Here is a 15,956-nt window from a genome sequence, read left to right on the forward strand (position 1 = left end):
TGACGCCTCGATGTCGTCGATAAGGGCAGGGCCGGGCCGAGGGGCAGCTACAGAAGATACTTGATTCGATAAGGCTTCGGATGCAGAGTTCTTCACTATTTCAGAAAGGAATTTGCGATGAGCGTCGTGGATGCAATTTCTATCACGCTCGGGGTCGCCGGAGCGGCGCTGGGTGTCGGGTCGATTGTCGGGGGGAACGCAAGTGATGCCACGCGGGATGCCGCACTGGCGGATATCAGGAACAGGCTTGCCGATATCGAAGGGCTGGTTACTGCGGGCATTGATGCGCAGATCGCGGAATCGATATCGGAATCCCAGACAGCCCTGAATGAGCTGGCACGTTTCAGCAATACCGAGGATGCGGCACTGCGTCAGGATATCGGGCAATCCGCAATCCGGCTGGCCAACGAAGGGCTGAACGGTGTGGTCGGACAAGTTCGGGCGATCAAGGACGCGGGCCTGACATTCGAGGCGCTTGCACACCATTACGCCGCCGTCAGCTTTGCCATCGCCGCACGGCAGACGGTTGCCGAAGTGGTCGAGGATGGCCCGATGGGCTCTCCCGGTTTGCACGAACAGATCAAAATTGCTTTGGATACGCTGAATAATGACCGTTTCTTTGGTGATGATATCGTCAGCGCGATGGAGAACCTGCTTTATGATGCGACCAATGTGCAATACGACCCACCCTCAAATCCGGCCGTCCCCGGCGGCAGACCGGAGCAGCAGGGAGAAGCCAGCTATATTGTCGGTGAACCTTTCAGCTCCCAGTCGCTGCTAGCCGGCACTGCAGTTCGTATTACGATCACCCGGGAAGTTACCAACGCCTTTCCTTTGGCGTTTGAAAGCGAAGCTGATTTCAGGGCACGCATCGACGCCGCAGTACAAGCGGCAGTGGATCAGGCGGTTGCGAACGTCAAAGAAGATTATGGCATTACCGGATTGGAAACTCTTGTCAGGGATGCCTCGACCTTTCTGGGGCAGGTGCCTGAAAACATTGCAAATACCTATGAATATATCCTGACGGGTGACGACGATCAGCAGACCGGCACGTCCCGATCCGATTTCATAGATGGCAATCGCGGTGACGATATCCTGTCCGGTGAGGGCGGGCCGGATGCGATACTGGGCGGTGAAGGCAACGATATTATTTCTGGTGGTGCGATGGCTGACGTGCTGACCGGTGGTGCGGGCAATGACGTCATCTTTGCGGGTGCGAATATGTTTGAGCGCGGCACCGATGATATCGCGCGGTATCACGGCCTTTCGGATGATTATCAGGTGCGCGGCGGTATTGGTTATGCTGTTGTCGTCAGTCCCGATGGCGCGCGCGACAAACTTTTTGGTGTGGAATACATCCGCTTTGATGACCGTATTATCGAACTGGACGAGGGTTCAGCGCTGGATGGGGCAGGGGCACCGGAAGATTTTGTTACGGCCGAGCGTGTGGCCTTGCTGTATGAAGCGGCGCTGAACCGGGATGGCAATATTGATCTTCCGGGGCTGAATTTCTACATCGGTGTGACGGAGCGGGACAGCCTGACGGACGAATTTCTGGCACAGGATCTGATGACAAGCCCCGAATTCACCGCGAGCTTTGGCGATGCCAACACATTGTCAAACGCGGCCTTCCTTGAGCAGATCTACCTGAACGTGCTTGACCGGGCATCTGACGCGGCAGGGCGGCAGTTCTATCTGGATCTGCTAAATGCCGGAACGATCAGCAAGGCGCTGGCTTTGGCGGATATCGCGGTGAGCCCGGAAAACACACAAGAATCCACCAGTATCCTGATGGGGCTTTACGAAAACTCCTCAGGCGAGTGGAGCTTTTTATAGGTTCGCAGAAACAGCGCGCGCAGTAAAAAACCCCCGCAGCATCACAGCTACGGGGGTTTCTCATTCTTCGTAAACGTTGGGAAAGATTTACATCATACCTTCGCGCTGTGCTTTTTTGCGAGCCAACTTACGGGAACGACGAATCGCTTCCGCCTTCTCACGCGCTTTTTTCTCTGACGGCTTCTCGAAATGTTGCTTAAGCTTCATTTCACGAAATACGCCTTCGCGCTGGAGTTTTTTCTTCAGAGCCCGAAGGGCCTGATCGACGTTGTTGTCACGAACACTAACCTGCATGTGGTTTTCACCACCTTTCTAGGATAAAGTTGCAAGGATTTGCAGGAAACCGGCCTATATCAAGGTCACAAGCGTTTGTCGAGTCTTCCTGACCTGCTGAAAGGACCATCTATGTCTGACCCAAAACACCTATTGCTGGATGCCGCATTGCCGCATGTGCCTTTTGACGGCTGGACTGAGGCGACGTTTAAAGCCGCGGTCAGCGACAGTAGCATTGAGCCAACCGTGGCACGCGCCGTTTGTCCCCGCGGGGCGGTGGATCTGGCCGTTGCCTATCACCAGCAGGGCGATACGCAGATGCTGGCGGCGCTCAAATCCGCCGATCTGAACGAAATGCGGTTTCGCGACCGGATTGCCCATGCGGTGCGTTTGCGTCTTGAGGCGGTGGAAGACAAGGAAGCGGTGCGGCGCGCCACAACCCTGTTTGCCTTGCCCCATCATGCGCCAGAGGGGGCCAAGCTGATCTGGGCCACGGTCGATCAGATTTGGAACGCGCTGGGCGATACCTCGGATGATTTCAACTGGTATTCCAAACGCATGACCCTTAGCGGGGTATATTCGGCCACGGTGTTGTTCTGGCTGGGCGATACCAGCGAGGGGCATGCCGCGACCTGGGCATTTCTGGACCGGCGCATTGATAATGTGATGCAGATCGAAAAGGTGAAGGCGCAGGTCAATAAGAACCCAGCACTCAGCAAGTTGATGGCGGGGCCGAATTGGCTGATGGGCCGGATCAAACCACCTGCGCGTTTTTCAAAGGGCGATTTCCCTGGATCATGGACTGCGCCGCGGGATTGACAAGGTGTGACTGCCAGGACGAAGAGCTCCCTTTACTTCATCAGGTGACCTGCTAGGCAGCGGATCACCTTGATAAAGCGAGATGTGATGAGCCCTACTGCGCCTCCGTTGATCGCCCTGCGCGATGTGTCTTATCTGCCGGACAGCGAGCCGGTTCTGTCGGATATCACGCTGGAAACCGATGCGCGCCGCATTGGCATCGTCGGGCGCAACGGCTCTGGCAAGACCACCCTGGCCCGGGTTATTGCGGGGCTGGTTGGCGTGGATGACGGAACCGTGCGCATCGGCGGGGTGGATGTGGCACGGGATCGCAAGGCGGCACTGGGCGCTGTGGGCATCCTGTTTCAGAATCCCGATCATCAGATCATTTTCCCCACCGTCGAAGAGGAAATTGCCTTTGGGCTGGCCCAGCAGGGTCACAGCAAACAGGAAATCAAAACCGCTGTCTCCGCCATGTTGAACCGCTTTGACAAGGCCCATTGGGCAGAGGCGGCAATTCATCAATTGTCACAGGGCCAACGACAGCTTGTCTGCCTGATGTCGGTGCTTGCCATGGCACCGCGGGTGATTGTGCTGGATGAGCCTTTTGCCGGATTGGATATCCCTACTACGCGTCAACTGGCGCGGGTGCTGGACAGTCTTGACCTCTGCCTTGTGCTGATCACTCATGATCCTGCGATGCTGGACGGGTATGACCGTGTGCTGTGGATCGAGGCAGGGCGCATCCTGCAGGATGGTGCGGCGGAACCCGTGCTGAAAGCATTTCAAGAGCAAATGCTGCAATTGGGGGATGGTGATGATCTCTCTGACCTCGCCAGTTAGAACGGCGGCCCATAGCTGGCCTGCGGGTGCTAAGCTGGCCGCCTTATGTGTGGCAACAGTGGTGCTGTTCTCAGTGCAGAAAATCGGCTGGCATCTTGCGTTTATGACGGCGACCGCCCTGCTCTACGCCCTGCCCGGACGGGTGTTTTTCCGCAGTGGCATGGTGCGGCTGTGGGGGCTGTGGCCCTTTGTGGCGCTGATCTTTGTCTGGCATGTGATTACCCATGATATCGCAACCGGGGCGGCAATCTGTTTTCGTATGGTGACGGCGGTTGGGCTGGCCAATCTTGTCACCATGACAACCCGGCTAAGTGATATGATGGACGTGGTGCGCGTCCTGCTGTCACCGCTGAACCGTTTTGGCCTTCAATCTCACCGGATCGAATTGGCGATGGCACTGGTCATCCGGTTCACCCCGGTGCTTGCACTAAAAGGTCAGGCCCTTGTGGCGGCATGGCGGGCGCGCAGCCCGAAACGCCCCGGTTGGCGGATCATCATCCCATTTGCCGTACTGGCAATAGATGATGCAGAACATGTCGCCGAAGCGCTGCGCGCGCGGGGCGGTGTTTCACGTTGATGCCATAAGCAAACTAACTTACCTCTCTTGCAAACCAACAAAGGATGCCCCTATGGAACGTTCAATTGCCCTTATCGCTGTCTTCGCTGCCCTGATTGCGGCACTTGGCCTGATGCCCACATTGATGCTGGCTTCTGGCATTCCGATTACTGCGCAAAGCCTTGGTGTCATGCTTTGCGGTACCGTGCTGGGAGCGAAACGTGGCGGGCTGGCGGCGCTGCTGTTTGTGGCGCTGGTTGCCCTTGGCCTGCCTTTGCTGGCCGGTGGCCGAGGTGGCCTGGGCGTATTTGCCAGCCCAACAGCCGGATTTATCATCGGCTTTCCGATTGCTGCCTTTGCCACGGGTTTCGTAATGGAACAAACCCGTAAGATGTCGATTGCAGTGGCGGCCGGTGTGGCCTCTGTCATCGGTGGCATTCTGGTGCTTTATATCTGCGGTGTGCTTGGCTTTATGATGGTGCTGAACAAAGGTCTGGGAGAAACACTGGCGATCCTTGGTGTTTATGTTCCGGGTGATATCATCAAGGCCGTATTGGCCGGGTTGATCACTGCGGGTCTTGCCCGTGCCCGTCCCGCCAGCGTGCTGTCGCGCGCCTGAGCGCCGGGGGGCAAGGCCGGTCTTGTGACCGAAAATGACAATCCGCGTGCGCTTTGGCGCGCGCGGACTTAGGATGCAGGTGAGCCACTCCAAGAGGATACCCCATGACCGATACAATGCGCGCAATCGAAATTTCCGAACCGGGTGGGCCAGAGGTTTTGCAGATGGCCGAGCGACCCGTTCCGCAGGCCAAACATGGGCAGGTTGTGATCAAAGTGGCCTATGCCGGTGTGAACCGGCCGGATGCATTGCAACGGGCCGGAAAATATGCGCCGCCCCCCACAGCAAGTGATCTGCCGGGGCTGGAAGCTTCTGGTGAAGTTGTCAGCATCGGGGCAGGGGTGAGCGATCTGAACGTCGGTGATAAGGTCTGTGCCCTTCTGCCGGGTGGAGGCTATGCGGAATTTGTGGCCACGCCCGCAGCCCATTGCCTGCCGGTGCCAAAAGGGATGGGTATGAAAGAGGCGGCCTGCCTGCCGGAAACGTTTTTCACCGTCTGGTCCAATGTGTTTATGCGTGGTGGGTTGAAAGCCGGCGAACGCTTCATGGTGCATGGCGGTTCTTCAGGTATCGGTACAACGGCGATCCAGCTGGCAAATGCCTTTGGCGCTCGTGTTTTTACCACCGCAGGTACGGATGCAAAATGCGCCGCCTGTATGAAGCTGGGTGCAGAAGCCGCGATCAACTATCGGGATACGGATTTTGTTGACGTATTGCGTGCCGAAGGCGGTGCGGATCTGATCCTCGACATGGTCGGCGGTGACTACATCCCGCGCAACATCAAGGCCTTGGCCGAAGATGGGCGGCTGGTGCAGATCGCGTTTCTGCAAGGCCCTTCTGTGGAGCTGAACTTTGCCATGCTGATGACGCGCCGGCTGACCATGACGGGATCAACCCTGCGCCCGCAAAGTGATCTTGCAAAGGCACGCATTGCCCAAGAACTGCGCGAGGCTGTCTGGCCCTTGCTGGATGCGGGCCGGATCGCACCGGTGATGGACAGTGAATATGCGATGCAGGATGCAAGTGACGCGCATGCCCGTATGGAAAGCAGTGGCCATATTGGCAAGATCGTGCTGCGCATCGGCGGCTGATCCAAAGGACGCGGGACAAGCCCGCGACACTAATCTGGATCCGCCTAACGCCGGTGGGCGGTGGCCATGGAGAGTGCGGACAGTATATACAGCCAAAAAGAAACGAATTGTTAACCAAAATCGTCGTTTATGGAGATACGGAACAGGCAGCAGTGCCGATGACCGTGCCAAGAAGAGAACAGTCACGTTCTTGCGAAGAGGGGAGAAGCAATTCTCTCCTCTTTTTGGCCTTATATACTGTCCGCACCATCGGCATTGTGCCGTCTGACCACACTACCGCAGCGGCGCAAAAACCGCTTTTTTCAACGTGCAATCCCTCACAACATCTTGCCCGCAAGGCACAGGATCCAGAGATTTCGACAGGCAGATCCGTGCCTCTTGAATCCGATCTTTGCGACAGGTGATTGTCACGCCGTCAGCGGCCATTTCTGGGTTGGATTTCAGGAAGGCCTCTTCAACGACAGAGGCGGGTAGAAGAACCTTCCGGTCAAGTTTGCGAAAGATTGCCGGCCGGACAACGCGGGCATATGCCTCTCGGGACAGCGCATAATAAGCGGCGGCGGAAAGACCGGTGCAGGTGCCATGTTTCTTCCATTGGTGCCAGGCCAGACCGGAGGTGCCCATGATATCAGCCATCTTTGCCGTCATCCCGCGCGAGGGCGGGCGTTCGGCTGTTTGACAGAAGGACGGGTAGCCGCGGTGAAACTGTGGCCATAACCCGTGCAGGATCCAGCCATGCCCGCTGCCCGTCTCACATTGCTCTGAATTGCGCGCGTCGCCTTCCGCCAGACACCAGTTCGGCGACCAGCTGAGCGACAGGACGTAATAATCAAACGCACCGGGCTTGTCGTTTTCCGCTTGCGCGGCTGTGGCCAGGGCGATGAGCGCGGCTGTGACGGCCGCGAAGAGCTTGCGCATTGGGTCTTTCCTTATCTTTTCGGTCTCAGTATAAGCCAGCCAAGTTCCCCGACAATGGAAACCGTCTCAATCCACCGAGACAGCCTTTTCAGGCGACGGGAAAATTGCGTTTTGAGAGGAGAGACCAACATGGCAAAACCGATTATGGCCAAGGCGACCGCCGTTTGGCTGGTGGACAATACCACCATCAATTTCAAACAGATCGCCGATTTTGTCGGCATGCATGAGTTGGAAGTTCAGGGCATTGCTGACGGTGATGTTGCTGCTGGCGTCAAAGGGTTTGATCCTGTGGCCAACAACCAGCTGACGCAGGAAGAAATCGATGCGGCACAAAAGAATCCGCTGCACAAGCTGACGCTGAAATTCAACGCTGCCGCACAGGGCGAAGAAAAACGTCGCGGTCCGCGCTATACACCTTTGTCCAAACGTCAGGACCGTCCGGCGTCGATTTTGTGGCTGGTGAAGTTCCATCCCGAATTGACCGATGGTCAGGTTGGCAAGCTGGTCGGCACCACCAAGCCGACCATTCAGGCGATCCGCGAGCGGACCCATTGGAACATCGCCAACATTCAGCCGATTGATCCGGTTGCGCTGGGGCTGTGTAAACAGTCCGAGCTGGATGCGGCTGTGCAAAAGGCGGCGGCGAAAAAAGCGGCTGCTGGTGAAGTGATGAGCGACGACGAGCGCCGCAAGCTGGTCAGCACAGAGCAGAGCCTCGGCATGGATGCAGAGCCCAAGATCCCCACCGCGATTGAGGGTCTTGAGACCTTTACACTCTCCGGTGATGAGGTGGTCGAGGATGAGGAAAAAGACGACAGCAACTACCTTGATGCGGATAGCTTCTTTTCCTTGCCTGACACTGGTTCTGCGAAAGGTGAGGATGAAGACGAGGCAAAATCCTGAGCCTGTCGGGCTTGGTGATATCGTCGTCTTGAATGAACAGAAACCGGAAGGGCACGAGGGAAACCTTGTGCCCTTTTTGTCGCGGGTTTGGTGGAGAGAGAAAAAATACAGTCCCGTGCATTTTCTGACTTGTACGAATCTGAAACAGGCGTAAATGCCGCGCTACAGACGCCAACGCACGCGCCTCTGGCCGGTCAGCCCATACTGACTGACCCGCGTTTATGCAGCGACGGTAACGTCTCTTGAAATGACACTTGGGGTGCTCCCGCCCCTCCTGCTCTTTGGAGATGACCATGAACGCTTCCGTCCCCGGCGCATTGAGCGCTGCCCCTTTTGCTGTATCCTACGTTGCCGATCCGGCTGCGGCCTATATTGGCGCGAATGATTTCGACCGGCCAACGCTGGTGGTATCACGGGCGAAAGTTGCGGCGCAATATGATGCATTGAGTGCGGGTCTTGGCTATGCGCATATCCACTATGCTGTAAAAGCGAACCCGGCACCGGAAGTGATCCGTACCTTGGTGCGCAAAGGGTCAGGCTTTGACTGTGCGTCACGCGGAGAGATTGAATTGTGCCTGTCACAAGGGGCCAAGCCATCCGATATTTCATTTGGCAATACCATCAAACGGGCGGCTGATGTGGCTTTCGCCCATTCTGCAGGCATCACTCTGTTTGCCGCCGACTCAGAAGCTGAATTGGAAAAGATCGCACGCCACGCACCGGGTGCGCGCGTCTATATCCGTCTGATTGTTGAAAACTCGCTGGCTGACTGGCCGCTCAGCCGTAAATTCGGCTGTGCAGAGGCGCTGCTGCCAAGCTTGCTGGACACCGCCCGCGCATTGGGGCTGGTTGCCTATGGCCTGTCGTTCCACGTGGGATCGCAGACCCGCAAATCCGAGTTCTGGAACCCAGTGTTGGATCAGGTTGCACCCCTGTGGCATGCGGCACGTGCGGCCGGTCATGATCTGCAATTGCTGAACATCGGTGGCGGTTTCCCGGCATTTTACGGCCAGAACATCGAAGCCCCTCGTCGCTATGCCGCATCCGTTCTGCGCGCCATTGAGGGCCGTTTTGGTACCGTGCCCCATCTGATGGCAGAGCCGGGTCGCGGGCTGGTGGCGGAGGCCGGGCATATCGCGGCGGAAGTCATGCTGGTTTCGCGTAAATCCGCTGATGATCTGCACCGCTGGGTATATCTCGACATTGGCCGTTTCTCTGGCCTTGCCGAAACCGAAGGTGAAGCGATCCGCTATCAACTGATGACTCCGCATGACGGGCAGGAAACCGGTCCTTGTGTACTGGCAGGCCCCTCTTGTGATAGTGCTGATATTCTATATGAAAAACGCCCGGTGCAGCTGCCTTTGGCGCTGCGCGATGGCGATAAGGTGATGATCCGCTGCTGTGGTGCCTATACCAGTTCTTACAGCTCTGTCGGGTTTAATGGTTTTCCGCCGCTGGATGTGATCGTTCTATAACGGCTGCGTCGCGATCGGAAAGGCCGTCTGCTTTGGGAGGGGCGGGCGGCCATTTTGTTTGAGGGCGGCGTGTTGCAAAGGGCGAAGTCTTGCAAGGCTCCGGGATCCTTTTTCGCAACAAGGGGGTTACAGTTTCTTGCGGGCCAGCATGGCGGCGGTAATGGTGCCGTCATCCAGATAGTCCAGCTCGCCGCCAATCGGTACACCCTGTGCCAGAGAGGTCAGGGTAACCTGCCCTTCCAGTTGGTCCGCGATGTAATGGGCGGTGGTTTGCCCGTCGATGGTGGCATTCAGGGCCAGAATCACCTCGGTGACCTCTTCGGTGGCCACGCGGTCAATCAGGCGCGGGATGCGCAATTCCTGCGGGCCGATGGCGTCCAGCGCGGAGAGGGTGCCGCCCAGCACATGATAGCGCCCGTGAAACACGCCGGAGCGTTCCATCGCCCAGAGGTCGGAAACATCCTCTACCACGCAGATTTCACCGTTGGCGCGTTTGTTGGCGGTGCAGATGTCACAGATGTCAGCGGTGCCGATATTGCCGCAGTTCAGGCACTCACGCGCGGTGGCGGCAACGGTTTGCATGGTGTCGGCCAAAGGGGTCAGCAACAGGGCGCGTTTGCGGATCAGATGCAACACCGCGCGGCGCGCCGAACGCGGGCCAAGCCCGGGGAGCTTGGCCATCATGTCGATCAGCGCGTCAATGTCCTGTGTCGAACTCAACGGAATGTGCCTTTTGTGAGGGCGGAATTGAGTTTAGCGGCAAGATGAGGCCGGGGCGCAGCGCCTAGAATGGCAACTTCATGTCTGCTGGCAGGCCCATGCCTTCGGTCAGCTTTGCCATCTCTTCCTGTGCCCGGTCGGTGGCCTTGGATTGGGCGTCTTTGATGGCGGCAAGGATCAGGTCTTCGACAACTTCCTTGTCATCGCCGTTGAAAATGGACGGATCGATGTCGAGGCCTTTCAGCTCGCCTTTGGCGGTGCAGGTGGCTTTGACAAGACCGGCACCGCTTTCGCCGGTGACCATGATATTGGCCATATCATCTTGCATCTGGGCCATTTTGCCCTGCATTTCCTGCGCCTTTTTCATCATGCCGGCCATGTCACCCAGCGCGCCTAGTCCTTTGAGCATCGTTTTCTCCTGATCTGTGTTTGTCTCTATATGCGGTCCGCGCGGGGCGGGTTCAACCGTCCTCGAAGGGATCCCATTCGTCCTCAACCTCGGGCAGGGCGGCGCTGACCGCCTCTGCTGCGATTTGTTCGGGGGTGCGGATGTCACCGATGCGGGCCTTGGGAAAGTAGGTGATCACCGCCTGCCAGAGCGGATGGGCCTTTACCTCGGCGACCAGCGCGTTCTGTTTGGCGTCCTTGACCTCTGCAATGGTTTCACCGCCGCCATCGTTCACAATGGTTACGGCCCAGCGGTTGCCGGTCCAAAGTTGCAGTTTTGCGCCAAGGCGCTGGGCCAGGTCGCGGGGCGCGCGGTCTGTCGGGACAAATTCGATACGTCCCGGTTGATAGGCGGCAAGGCGCAGGGTGGTTTCCACCTCGACCAGCAGTTTCACATCGCGGTTGGCGCGGATCAGTTCGACCACATGGTCAAAGCTGGGGAAACGGGCAAGTGCCGCGTCAAGATCCTGTGCAAGGGCGGTGGTTTGCCCCGACGCGGTGGGGTTAGCGGCCATACGGGCCTGCGCCTGATTCACCGCCTGCGCGCCACTTGCCGGGCCGGAGGCACCGCTGCCGCCACCACCGTTGGGCGCAATGGCAGGGGGTGGTGTGGCATTGTTGAGCTTGCGCACCAGTTCTTCGGGACTGGGCAGGTCGGCCACATGGGTCAGACGGATGATTGCCATTTCGGCGGCCATCATCGCATTGGGGGCAGAGGCCACTTCGTCCAGTGCCTTGAGCAGCATTTGCCACAGGCGGGTCAGCACGCGCATTGGCAGGGTTTCGGCCATTTCCATGCCGCGGCTGCGTTCCTCGGGCGAGATGGTGGGGTCTTCGGCTGCTTCGGGGGTGATTTTCACCACTGACACCCAATGGGTGATTTCCGCCAGATCGCGCAGCACCGCCATCGGGTCAGCGCCATCCGCATATTGACCGGAAAGTTCCGTCAGCGCCCCGGCGGCATCCCCGCGCAGGATCATGTCGAACAGGTCAAGCACGCGGCCACGATCCGCAAGCCCCAGCATGGCGCGCACCTGATCGGCGGTGGTTTCCCCGGCGCCATGGCTGATCGCCTGATCCAGCAGGGATGTGGCATCGCGCACCGAACCTTCGGCGGAACGGGTGATCAGGGCCAGCGCATCATCAGCGATTTCAGCGCCTTCGGCCGTGGCGATCTTGCGCATCAGGGCAATCATCACCTCGGGTTCGATGCGGCGCAGATCAAAGCGTTGGCAACGCGACAGGACCGTGACCGGCACCTTGCGGATTTCTGTGGTGGCAAAGATGAACTTGACGTGTTCGGGCGGCTCTTCCAGCGTTTTCAACAGGGCGTTGAAAGCACCGGTCGACAGCATATGCACTTCGTCGATGATATAGACTTTGTAGCGGGCAGAGGCGGCGCGGTAATGTACCGAATCGATGATTTCACGGATATTGGCGACGCCGGTGTTGGAAGCGGCGTCCATCTCCATCACGTCAACATGGCGGCCTTCCATGATCGCGGTGCAATGTTCACATACGCCACAAGGATCGGTGGTCGGTTTGCCATTCCCGTCCGGCCCGATACAGTTCATGCCTTTGGCGATGATCCGCGCAGTGGTGGTTTTGCCGGTACCCCGGATCCCGGTCATGATAAAGGCCTGCGCGATGCGATCCGCCTCAAAGGCGTTGCGCAGGGTGCGCACCATCGCATCCTGCCCGACCAGATCAACAAAGGTTTCGGGCCGGTATTTGCGGGCCAATACGCGGTAGGCGGGGGTGTCGGTCATGCATGCTCCGGCAAGAAAGGATTCGGCGTCACGACCCAAAGTAGGCGGTGCAGCGGGGCAGGTAAACCACGCCATCCGATTGCTTGGAATTCGGGACGGACTGGGGCATCATATGTTTGGTATGCCGGTCCGCTGATCGGGTGTTTTGTACTTTAGGGGGCGTGTATGCGGTTACGGGGCATCAGAAGAAGCAGCAATGTCGAGGTGCGCAAAGGCGGGCGTGGACGACGCGTTGGCGGCAGGGCCGGTGGGCTTGGCGTGATGGGGGTGCTGGCCGTTCTTGCCATCGGATATTTCACCGGCATCGATGTCAGCCCCTTGTTGCAAGGCGGCACGCAAACACAGCAGAGCGCACCGGTCAGCCAGGCTGACGGCCCGGCGACGGAATTCTCGGCGCAGGTGCTGGCCACAACAGAGGATGTCTGGACCAAGATCTTTCGCGACCAGTTGGGACGCGACTATGTGCCGCCAAAACTGGTGGTGTTTTCCGGTGTGACGCAAAGCCCCTGTGGCGGGGCATCAGGAGCAACAGGGCCGTTTTACTGCCCGGCGGACAGCAAGGCCTATCTCGACACCAGCTTTTTCACCATGTTGAGCCAGCAGATGGGGGCAGGCGGTGACTTTGCGGCGGCCTATGTGATTGCCCATGAGGTGGCCCATCATGTGCAAAATCAATTGGGCATCTTGCCCAAGGTCAACGCAGCGCGGCAACGGTCAAGCGAGGCGGAAGCGAACCTGTTGACCGTGAAACTGGAGCTGATGGCGGATTGTCTGTCGGGCATTTGGGCAGTGAACGTGCAAGGGCTGATGGAGAAGGGTGATCTGCAAGAGGCGCTGAATGCGGCGCGCAAAATCGGCGATGATCATTTGCAGCGGCAGGCCGGACGGGTGCCGCAGCCGCATACCTTTACACATGGCACCTCAGAGCAGCGGGCGCGGTGGTTTGCACGCGGGTTCGAAACCGGTGATGTCGGGCAATGTGACACCTTTGCGGCGCGTCGGCTGTGACGGAGTACGCCCGTCGGTTTGCAGCAGCCATGGCCGAGCTGGAAGCGACGAAGATCTGGCGCAGCAATTACAATCCGCCGATGATGAAACTGCAGCGGCGGTTGGGGTGGAAGATGCGCCCGCCGCATTATGCGCGGTTCTGGCGGATTGCAGTCGGTTATGCGCTGTGGTTCGGGCCGGTCTGGGGGGTGTTGATGTGGTTTGCCAGTTGGCGCGGACAGGGGTTCTCGCTGTTGAGTGCTGTCGGGGCATCCGCTGTCGCCGGAATCCTGTTTGGCGTGCTGATGGCGGCCTATTACGCGCGTGCGCGGCGGCGGCACAAGCTGAGCAAATGGGAAGATTTGTGAGGGGCGGCGTTGGTGTGGCAAGGCGCATCAGCGCTTTGGATCGGCTGTGCCTGTCAGCTTGATCATGAATGCCACTCGGAAATTTTGAATGTTCTCATCGTTCTCAAGGAACGACTGACGCATCTGGGCCTTTCTGCTGTGCAAAAAGGTTTGGGTGAGAGATTGATAACGACCCAAGCGGGACTCGTTGTGGCTGCTGCCTTCCGGCTCTGACCAGGTTGGCGAGGCGCCTGCCCGCACCAACCTCTCAAGCTCCATATAGGCCCGTGAAGGACGGTGTGCAAGTATCAGCTTGTGCGGCACCATTTGAGATCCGGCGACCAGCGGGACGGCATGATCACTGGCCGGATTGTGTCCGTGGATCAGATGCCACACAAAGGGGGCAGGTAAAGCGTTTCAAAGGATAGGTTTATGCGCCACGCAGAACAGGTGACCTTCGGAGGGTCCGCATTGGATCGGGCCGGTGAAATCCGCAACAATCCCGCGGTAGTGAAATATGCCCGCGCGGCTGCGGACAGCCGTGCGATTGTGTTCTGGCGCGGAAAACCGCTGATCTCGCCCGAGCGGCCCGCATCGCTGGTGCGCTTGCCGATGGACCATCCGGTTCTGGCCGATGCCAGGGAGGAACCGATTTTGCTGGGGCGTGAAGAGGGTGCGGCGCGCTTCGCATTTGACCTGTCATCCTGGCAACCCGACGGATTGGACGAGGCCAGCCTTGGGGCCTTTCTGGATCCGTCAGAGCAACGCCACCCGGCGCTGCACGATAATATGGTCTTTGCCGAGCTGCGCCGGGTGATGACATGGCTTAATCCGCGTGATGCGGAGCTGGCCGCCACCGGTAAGGCGATCCTCAGTTGGCATGAAAGTCACGGGTTTTGCGCCAAATGCGGGGCAAAGTCGGCTATCGGGCAGGCCGGATGGCAACGGCAATGCCCTGTCTGCAAGACATGCCATTTCCCCCGCACCGACCCTGTGGTGATCATGTTGATCACCCATGGCAATTCGGTGCTGATGGGCCGCTCTCCCGGTTGGCCACGCGGGATGTTTTCGCTGCTTGCAGGATTTGTAGAGCCCGGTGAAACACTGGAGGCCGCCGTGCGCCGCGAGGTTTTCGAGGAGGCGGGGGTGCAAGTGGGGGCCGTTAACTATCTTTCCAGTCAGCCCTGGCCTTTCCCCGCTTCTTTGATGTTTGGATGTCGTGGAGAGGCGTTGAGCCAGGAAATTACTATTGATCCGGTCGAGATCGAGGATGCGATGTGGGTCCCGCGCGAGGAAATGATGGAGGTTTTTGCGGGCACCCATCCGGTGATCTTGCCCGCACGTAAAGGGGCCATTGCCCACTTTCTTCTGGAAAACTGGCTTGCGGATCGTTTGGATTGACGCGAGAATTGATTAACCGGGCGTTAACTCCGGTCAAGTCGACAGAGATAAGTCGATGGTAAAGGTAGGACACAGACATGAAGTTTTCGACAAATGAGGACATCGAAGCGCCCGCGGACGCGGTGTTCGAGATGTTGTGCGACTTTGAAGGGTTTGAACGTTCTGCCATGCGGCGCGGTGCCGAGGTGCAGCGGATTGACCAGCTACATAAACCCGGGGTCGGGATGATGTGGCAGGCTGCGTTTACCCTGCGTGGCAAGCAACGTCAGATGGAGGTCGAGATGGTGACCTTTGACCGTCCCAATGAGATTGTCCTCGAAAGCACCTCGCCGGGGTTGCTGGCGACTACCGGTTTTGAATTGATCGCCCTGTCGCGCAGCAGCACGCGGGTGAAGGTCGAGTTGGAAATCAAACCGCTGAACCTCTCGGCGCGGTTGTTGGTGCAATCGTTGAAACTGGCGAAAAGCTCGCTGACGAAGAAGTTCAAGCAGCGGGTGTCGGAATACGCCAAGGGCATGGAAGACAAATACGCGCGACAAGCCTAAGGCCCTGACCTTGACGCAGCTATGCGCCTGCCTGTCGCGCAGCAAAACCTTACTTTGACGTAAACACTTTGCCCTTTTTGGCCGATGGCACCTTGCCTTTGCTTTGCTGCAAGACATGGGACAATTCATGCGCCAATAGGCTGCTGTCCTTGGCATCGCCGGATTTCGCAAGAAAAATATCGGACCCGCTGACAAAAGCTTTGGCACCAAGTGATTTACAGGCTTCGGTCGCTTCGGCCCCGACGTGTACCTTCATCGTGGAAAGTTTGGCACCGGGAAATTTCTCCCCCATTGCCTTGATCACTTCCGAGGGTAGTTTTTTGGATTTGGTACCCGTCGGAATTTTATCCAACGTCTTGGTTTTGGCGCGTTTGCCATCGGTTTTTTGAAGTACCTGGGCGATTTTATCTTGAGCCATTTGTGTCAGT

At 58.2% G+C, this 15,956-nt stretch carries 18 protein-coding genes and 1 other RNA gene; 12 read left to right on the plus strand and 7 right to left on the minus strand.

Going from position 1 to position 15,956, the window contains the following annotated elements:
- The first annotated feature begins 117 nt into the window (after window positions 1-117).
- The gene (locus QQL78_RS00125; protein ID WP_284369342.1) at window positions 118-1,836 is read left to right on the plus strand and encodes a DUF4214 domain-containing protein; all 1,719 of its coding nucleotides are present in this window, start codon (window positions 118-120) and stop codon (window positions 1,834-1,836) included.
- Window positions 1,837-1,923: 87 nt separating this feature from the next.
- On the opposite strand, the gene rpsU is transcribed toward QQL78_RS00125, so the two are convergent.
- On the minus strand, window positions 1,924-2,130 hold the full coding sequence (gene rpsU, locus QQL78_RS00130; RefSeq protein ID WP_025043397.1) for a 30S ribosomal protein S21: 207 nt from the start codon (window positions 2,128-2,130) through the stop codon (window positions 1,924-1,926).
- Between the two features lie 111 nt (window positions 2,131-2,241).
- On the opposite strand from rpsU, the gene QQL78_RS00135 reads away from it, so the two are divergent.
- The 5 genes from QQL78_RS00135 to QQL78_RS00155 all read left to right on the plus strand — a co-directional run bounded on the left by QQL78_RS00135 (window position 2,242) and on the right by QQL78_RS00155 (window position 6,016).
- On the plus strand, window positions 2,242-2,928 hold the full coding sequence (locus QQL78_RS00135) for a COQ9 family protein (protein WP_284369347.1): 687 nt from the start codon (window positions 2,242-2,244) through the stop codon (window positions 2,926-2,928).
- Between the two features lie 87 nt (window positions 2,929-3,015).
- Window positions 3,016-3,750, plus strand: a complete 735-nt coding sequence (locus QQL78_RS00140) for an energy-coupling factor ABC transporter ATP-binding protein (protein ID WP_284369349.1) — start codon at window positions 3,016-3,018, stop codon at window positions 3,748-3,750.
- Window positions 3,725-4,327 carry an energy-coupling factor transporter transmembrane component T family protein gene (locus QQL78_RS00145; protein ID WP_284369351.1) on the plus strand — a complete coding sequence of 201 codons (603 nt, stop codon included), beginning with the start codon at window positions 3,725-3,727 and terminating at the stop codon, window positions 4,325-4,327. The genes QQL78_RS00140 and QQL78_RS00145 overlap by 26 nt, the downstream gene beginning before the upstream one ends.
- Before the next feature lie 52 nt (window positions 4,328-4,379).
- Complete coding sequence (locus QQL78_RS00150; protein ID WP_284369353.1) at window positions 4,380-4,925, plus strand: biotin transporter BioY; 546 nt, start codon at window positions 4,380-4,382, stop codon at window positions 4,923-4,925.
- 104 nt (window positions 4,926-5,029) lie between these two features.
- Window positions 5,030-6,016 (plus strand): NAD(P)H-quinone oxidoreductase, encoded by a 987-nt coding sequence (locus QQL78_RS00155; protein ID WP_284369355.1) that lies wholly within the window; start codon window positions 5,030-5,032, stop codon window positions 6,014-6,016.
- Between the two features lie 273 nt (window positions 6,017-6,289).
- On the opposite strand, the gene QQL78_RS00160 is transcribed toward QQL78_RS00155, so the two are convergent.
- The gene (locus tag QQL78_RS00160; RefSeq protein ID WP_284369357.1) at window positions 6,290-6,934 is read right to left on the minus strand and encodes a ribonuclease T2 family protein; all 645 of its coding nucleotides are present in this window, start codon (window positions 6,932-6,934) and stop codon (window positions 6,290-6,292) included.
- Window positions 6,935-7,063: 129 nt separating this feature from the next.
- On the opposite strand from QQL78_RS00160, the gene QQL78_RS00165 reads away from it, so the two are divergent.
- Together QQL78_RS00165 and QQL78_RS00170 are read left to right on the plus strand one after the other, a co-directional pair.
- On the plus strand, window positions 7,064-7,837 hold the full coding sequence (locus QQL78_RS00165) for a DUF1013 domain-containing protein (RefSeq protein ID WP_284369359.1): 774 nt from the start codon (window positions 7,064-7,066) through the stop codon (window positions 7,835-7,837).
- Window positions 7,838-8,124: 287 nt separating this feature from the next.
- On the plus strand, window positions 8,125-9,312 hold the full coding sequence (locus tag QQL78_RS00170) for a type III PLP-dependent enzyme (protein WP_284369361.1): 1,188 nt from the start codon (window positions 8,125-8,127) through the stop codon (window positions 9,310-9,312).
- Between the two features lie 126 nt (window positions 9,313-9,438).
- Here QQL78_RS00170 and recR read toward each other — a convergent pair whose 3' ends face one another.
- From recR to QQL78_RS00185, 3 genes are all read right to left on the minus strand, one after another.
- Window positions 9,439-10,032: a recombination mediator RecR gene (gene recR, locus QQL78_RS00175; protein WP_284369363.1), complete on the minus strand. Its 594-nt coding sequence runs from the start codon at window positions 10,030-10,032 to the stop codon at window positions 9,439-9,441.
- Window positions 10,033-10,096: 64 nt separating this feature from the next.
- Entirely contained in the window at window positions 10,097-10,441 is a 345-nt protein-coding gene (locus QQL78_RS00180) for a YbaB/EbfC family nucleoid-associated protein (RefSeq protein ID WP_284369365.1), read from the minus strand.
- A 52-nt stretch (window positions 10,442-10,493) separates the two neighbouring features.
- Window positions 10,494-12,248, minus strand: a complete 1,755-nt coding sequence (locus QQL78_RS00185) for a DNA polymerase III subunit gamma/tau (RefSeq protein ID WP_284369367.1) — start codon at window positions 12,246-12,248, stop codon at window positions 10,494-10,496.
- Window positions 12,249-12,413: 165 nt separating this feature from the next.
- Here QQL78_RS00185 and ypfJ point away from each other — a divergent pair, with 165 nt between their 5' ends.
- The gene (gene ypfJ / locus QQL78_RS00190) at window positions 12,414-13,256 is read left to right on the plus strand and encodes a KPN_02809 family neutral zinc metallopeptidase (protein ID WP_284369369.1); all 843 of its coding nucleotides are present in this window, start codon (window positions 12,414-12,416) and stop codon (window positions 13,254-13,256) included.
- Complete coding sequence (locus QQL78_RS00195; RefSeq protein WP_284369371.1) at window positions 13,253-13,603, plus strand: DUF6404 family protein; 351 nt, start codon at window positions 13,253-13,255, stop codon at window positions 13,601-13,603. Before ypfJ ends, QQL78_RS00195 begins: the two co-directional genes overlap by 4 nt.
- Before the next feature lie 152 nt (window positions 13,604-13,755).
- Here QQL78_RS00195 and ffs read toward each other — a convergent pair.
- An RNA gene (ffs, locus tag QQL78_RS00200) (signal recognition particle sRNA small type) lies at window positions 13,756-13,853 on the minus strand.
- Between the two features lie 161 nt (window positions 13,854-14,014).
- On the opposite strand from ffs, the gene nudC reads away from it, so the two are divergent.
- Both nudC and QQL78_RS00210 read left to right on the plus strand, forming a co-directional pair.
- Complete coding sequence (nudC, locus tag QQL78_RS00205) at window positions 14,015-14,983, plus strand: NAD(+) diphosphatase (RefSeq protein WP_284369373.1); 969 nt, start codon at window positions 14,015-14,017, stop codon at window positions 14,981-14,983.
- A gap of 77 nt (window positions 14,984-15,060) precedes the next feature.
- The gene (locus QQL78_RS00210) at window positions 15,061-15,528 is read left to right on the plus strand and encodes an SRPBCC family protein (RefSeq protein WP_284369375.1); all 468 of its coding nucleotides are present in this window, start codon (window positions 15,061-15,063) and stop codon (window positions 15,526-15,528) included.
- A 49-nt stretch (window positions 15,529-15,577) separates the two neighbouring features.
- Here QQL78_RS00210 and QQL78_RS00215 read toward each other — a convergent pair whose 3' ends face one another.
- The gene (locus QQL78_RS00215; protein ID WP_284369377.1) at window positions 15,578-15,946 is read right to left on the minus strand and encodes an eCIS core domain-containing protein; all 369 of its coding nucleotides are present in this window, start codon (window positions 15,944-15,946) and stop codon (window positions 15,578-15,580) included.
- Window positions 15,947-15,956 lie beyond the last annotated feature (10 nt).

This window comes from Sulfitobacter pacificus (genome assembly GCF_030159975.1).
Lineage (GTDB): Bacteria > Pseudomonadota > Alphaproteobacteria > Rhodobacterales > Rhodobacteraceae > Sulfitobacter > Sulfitobacter pacificus.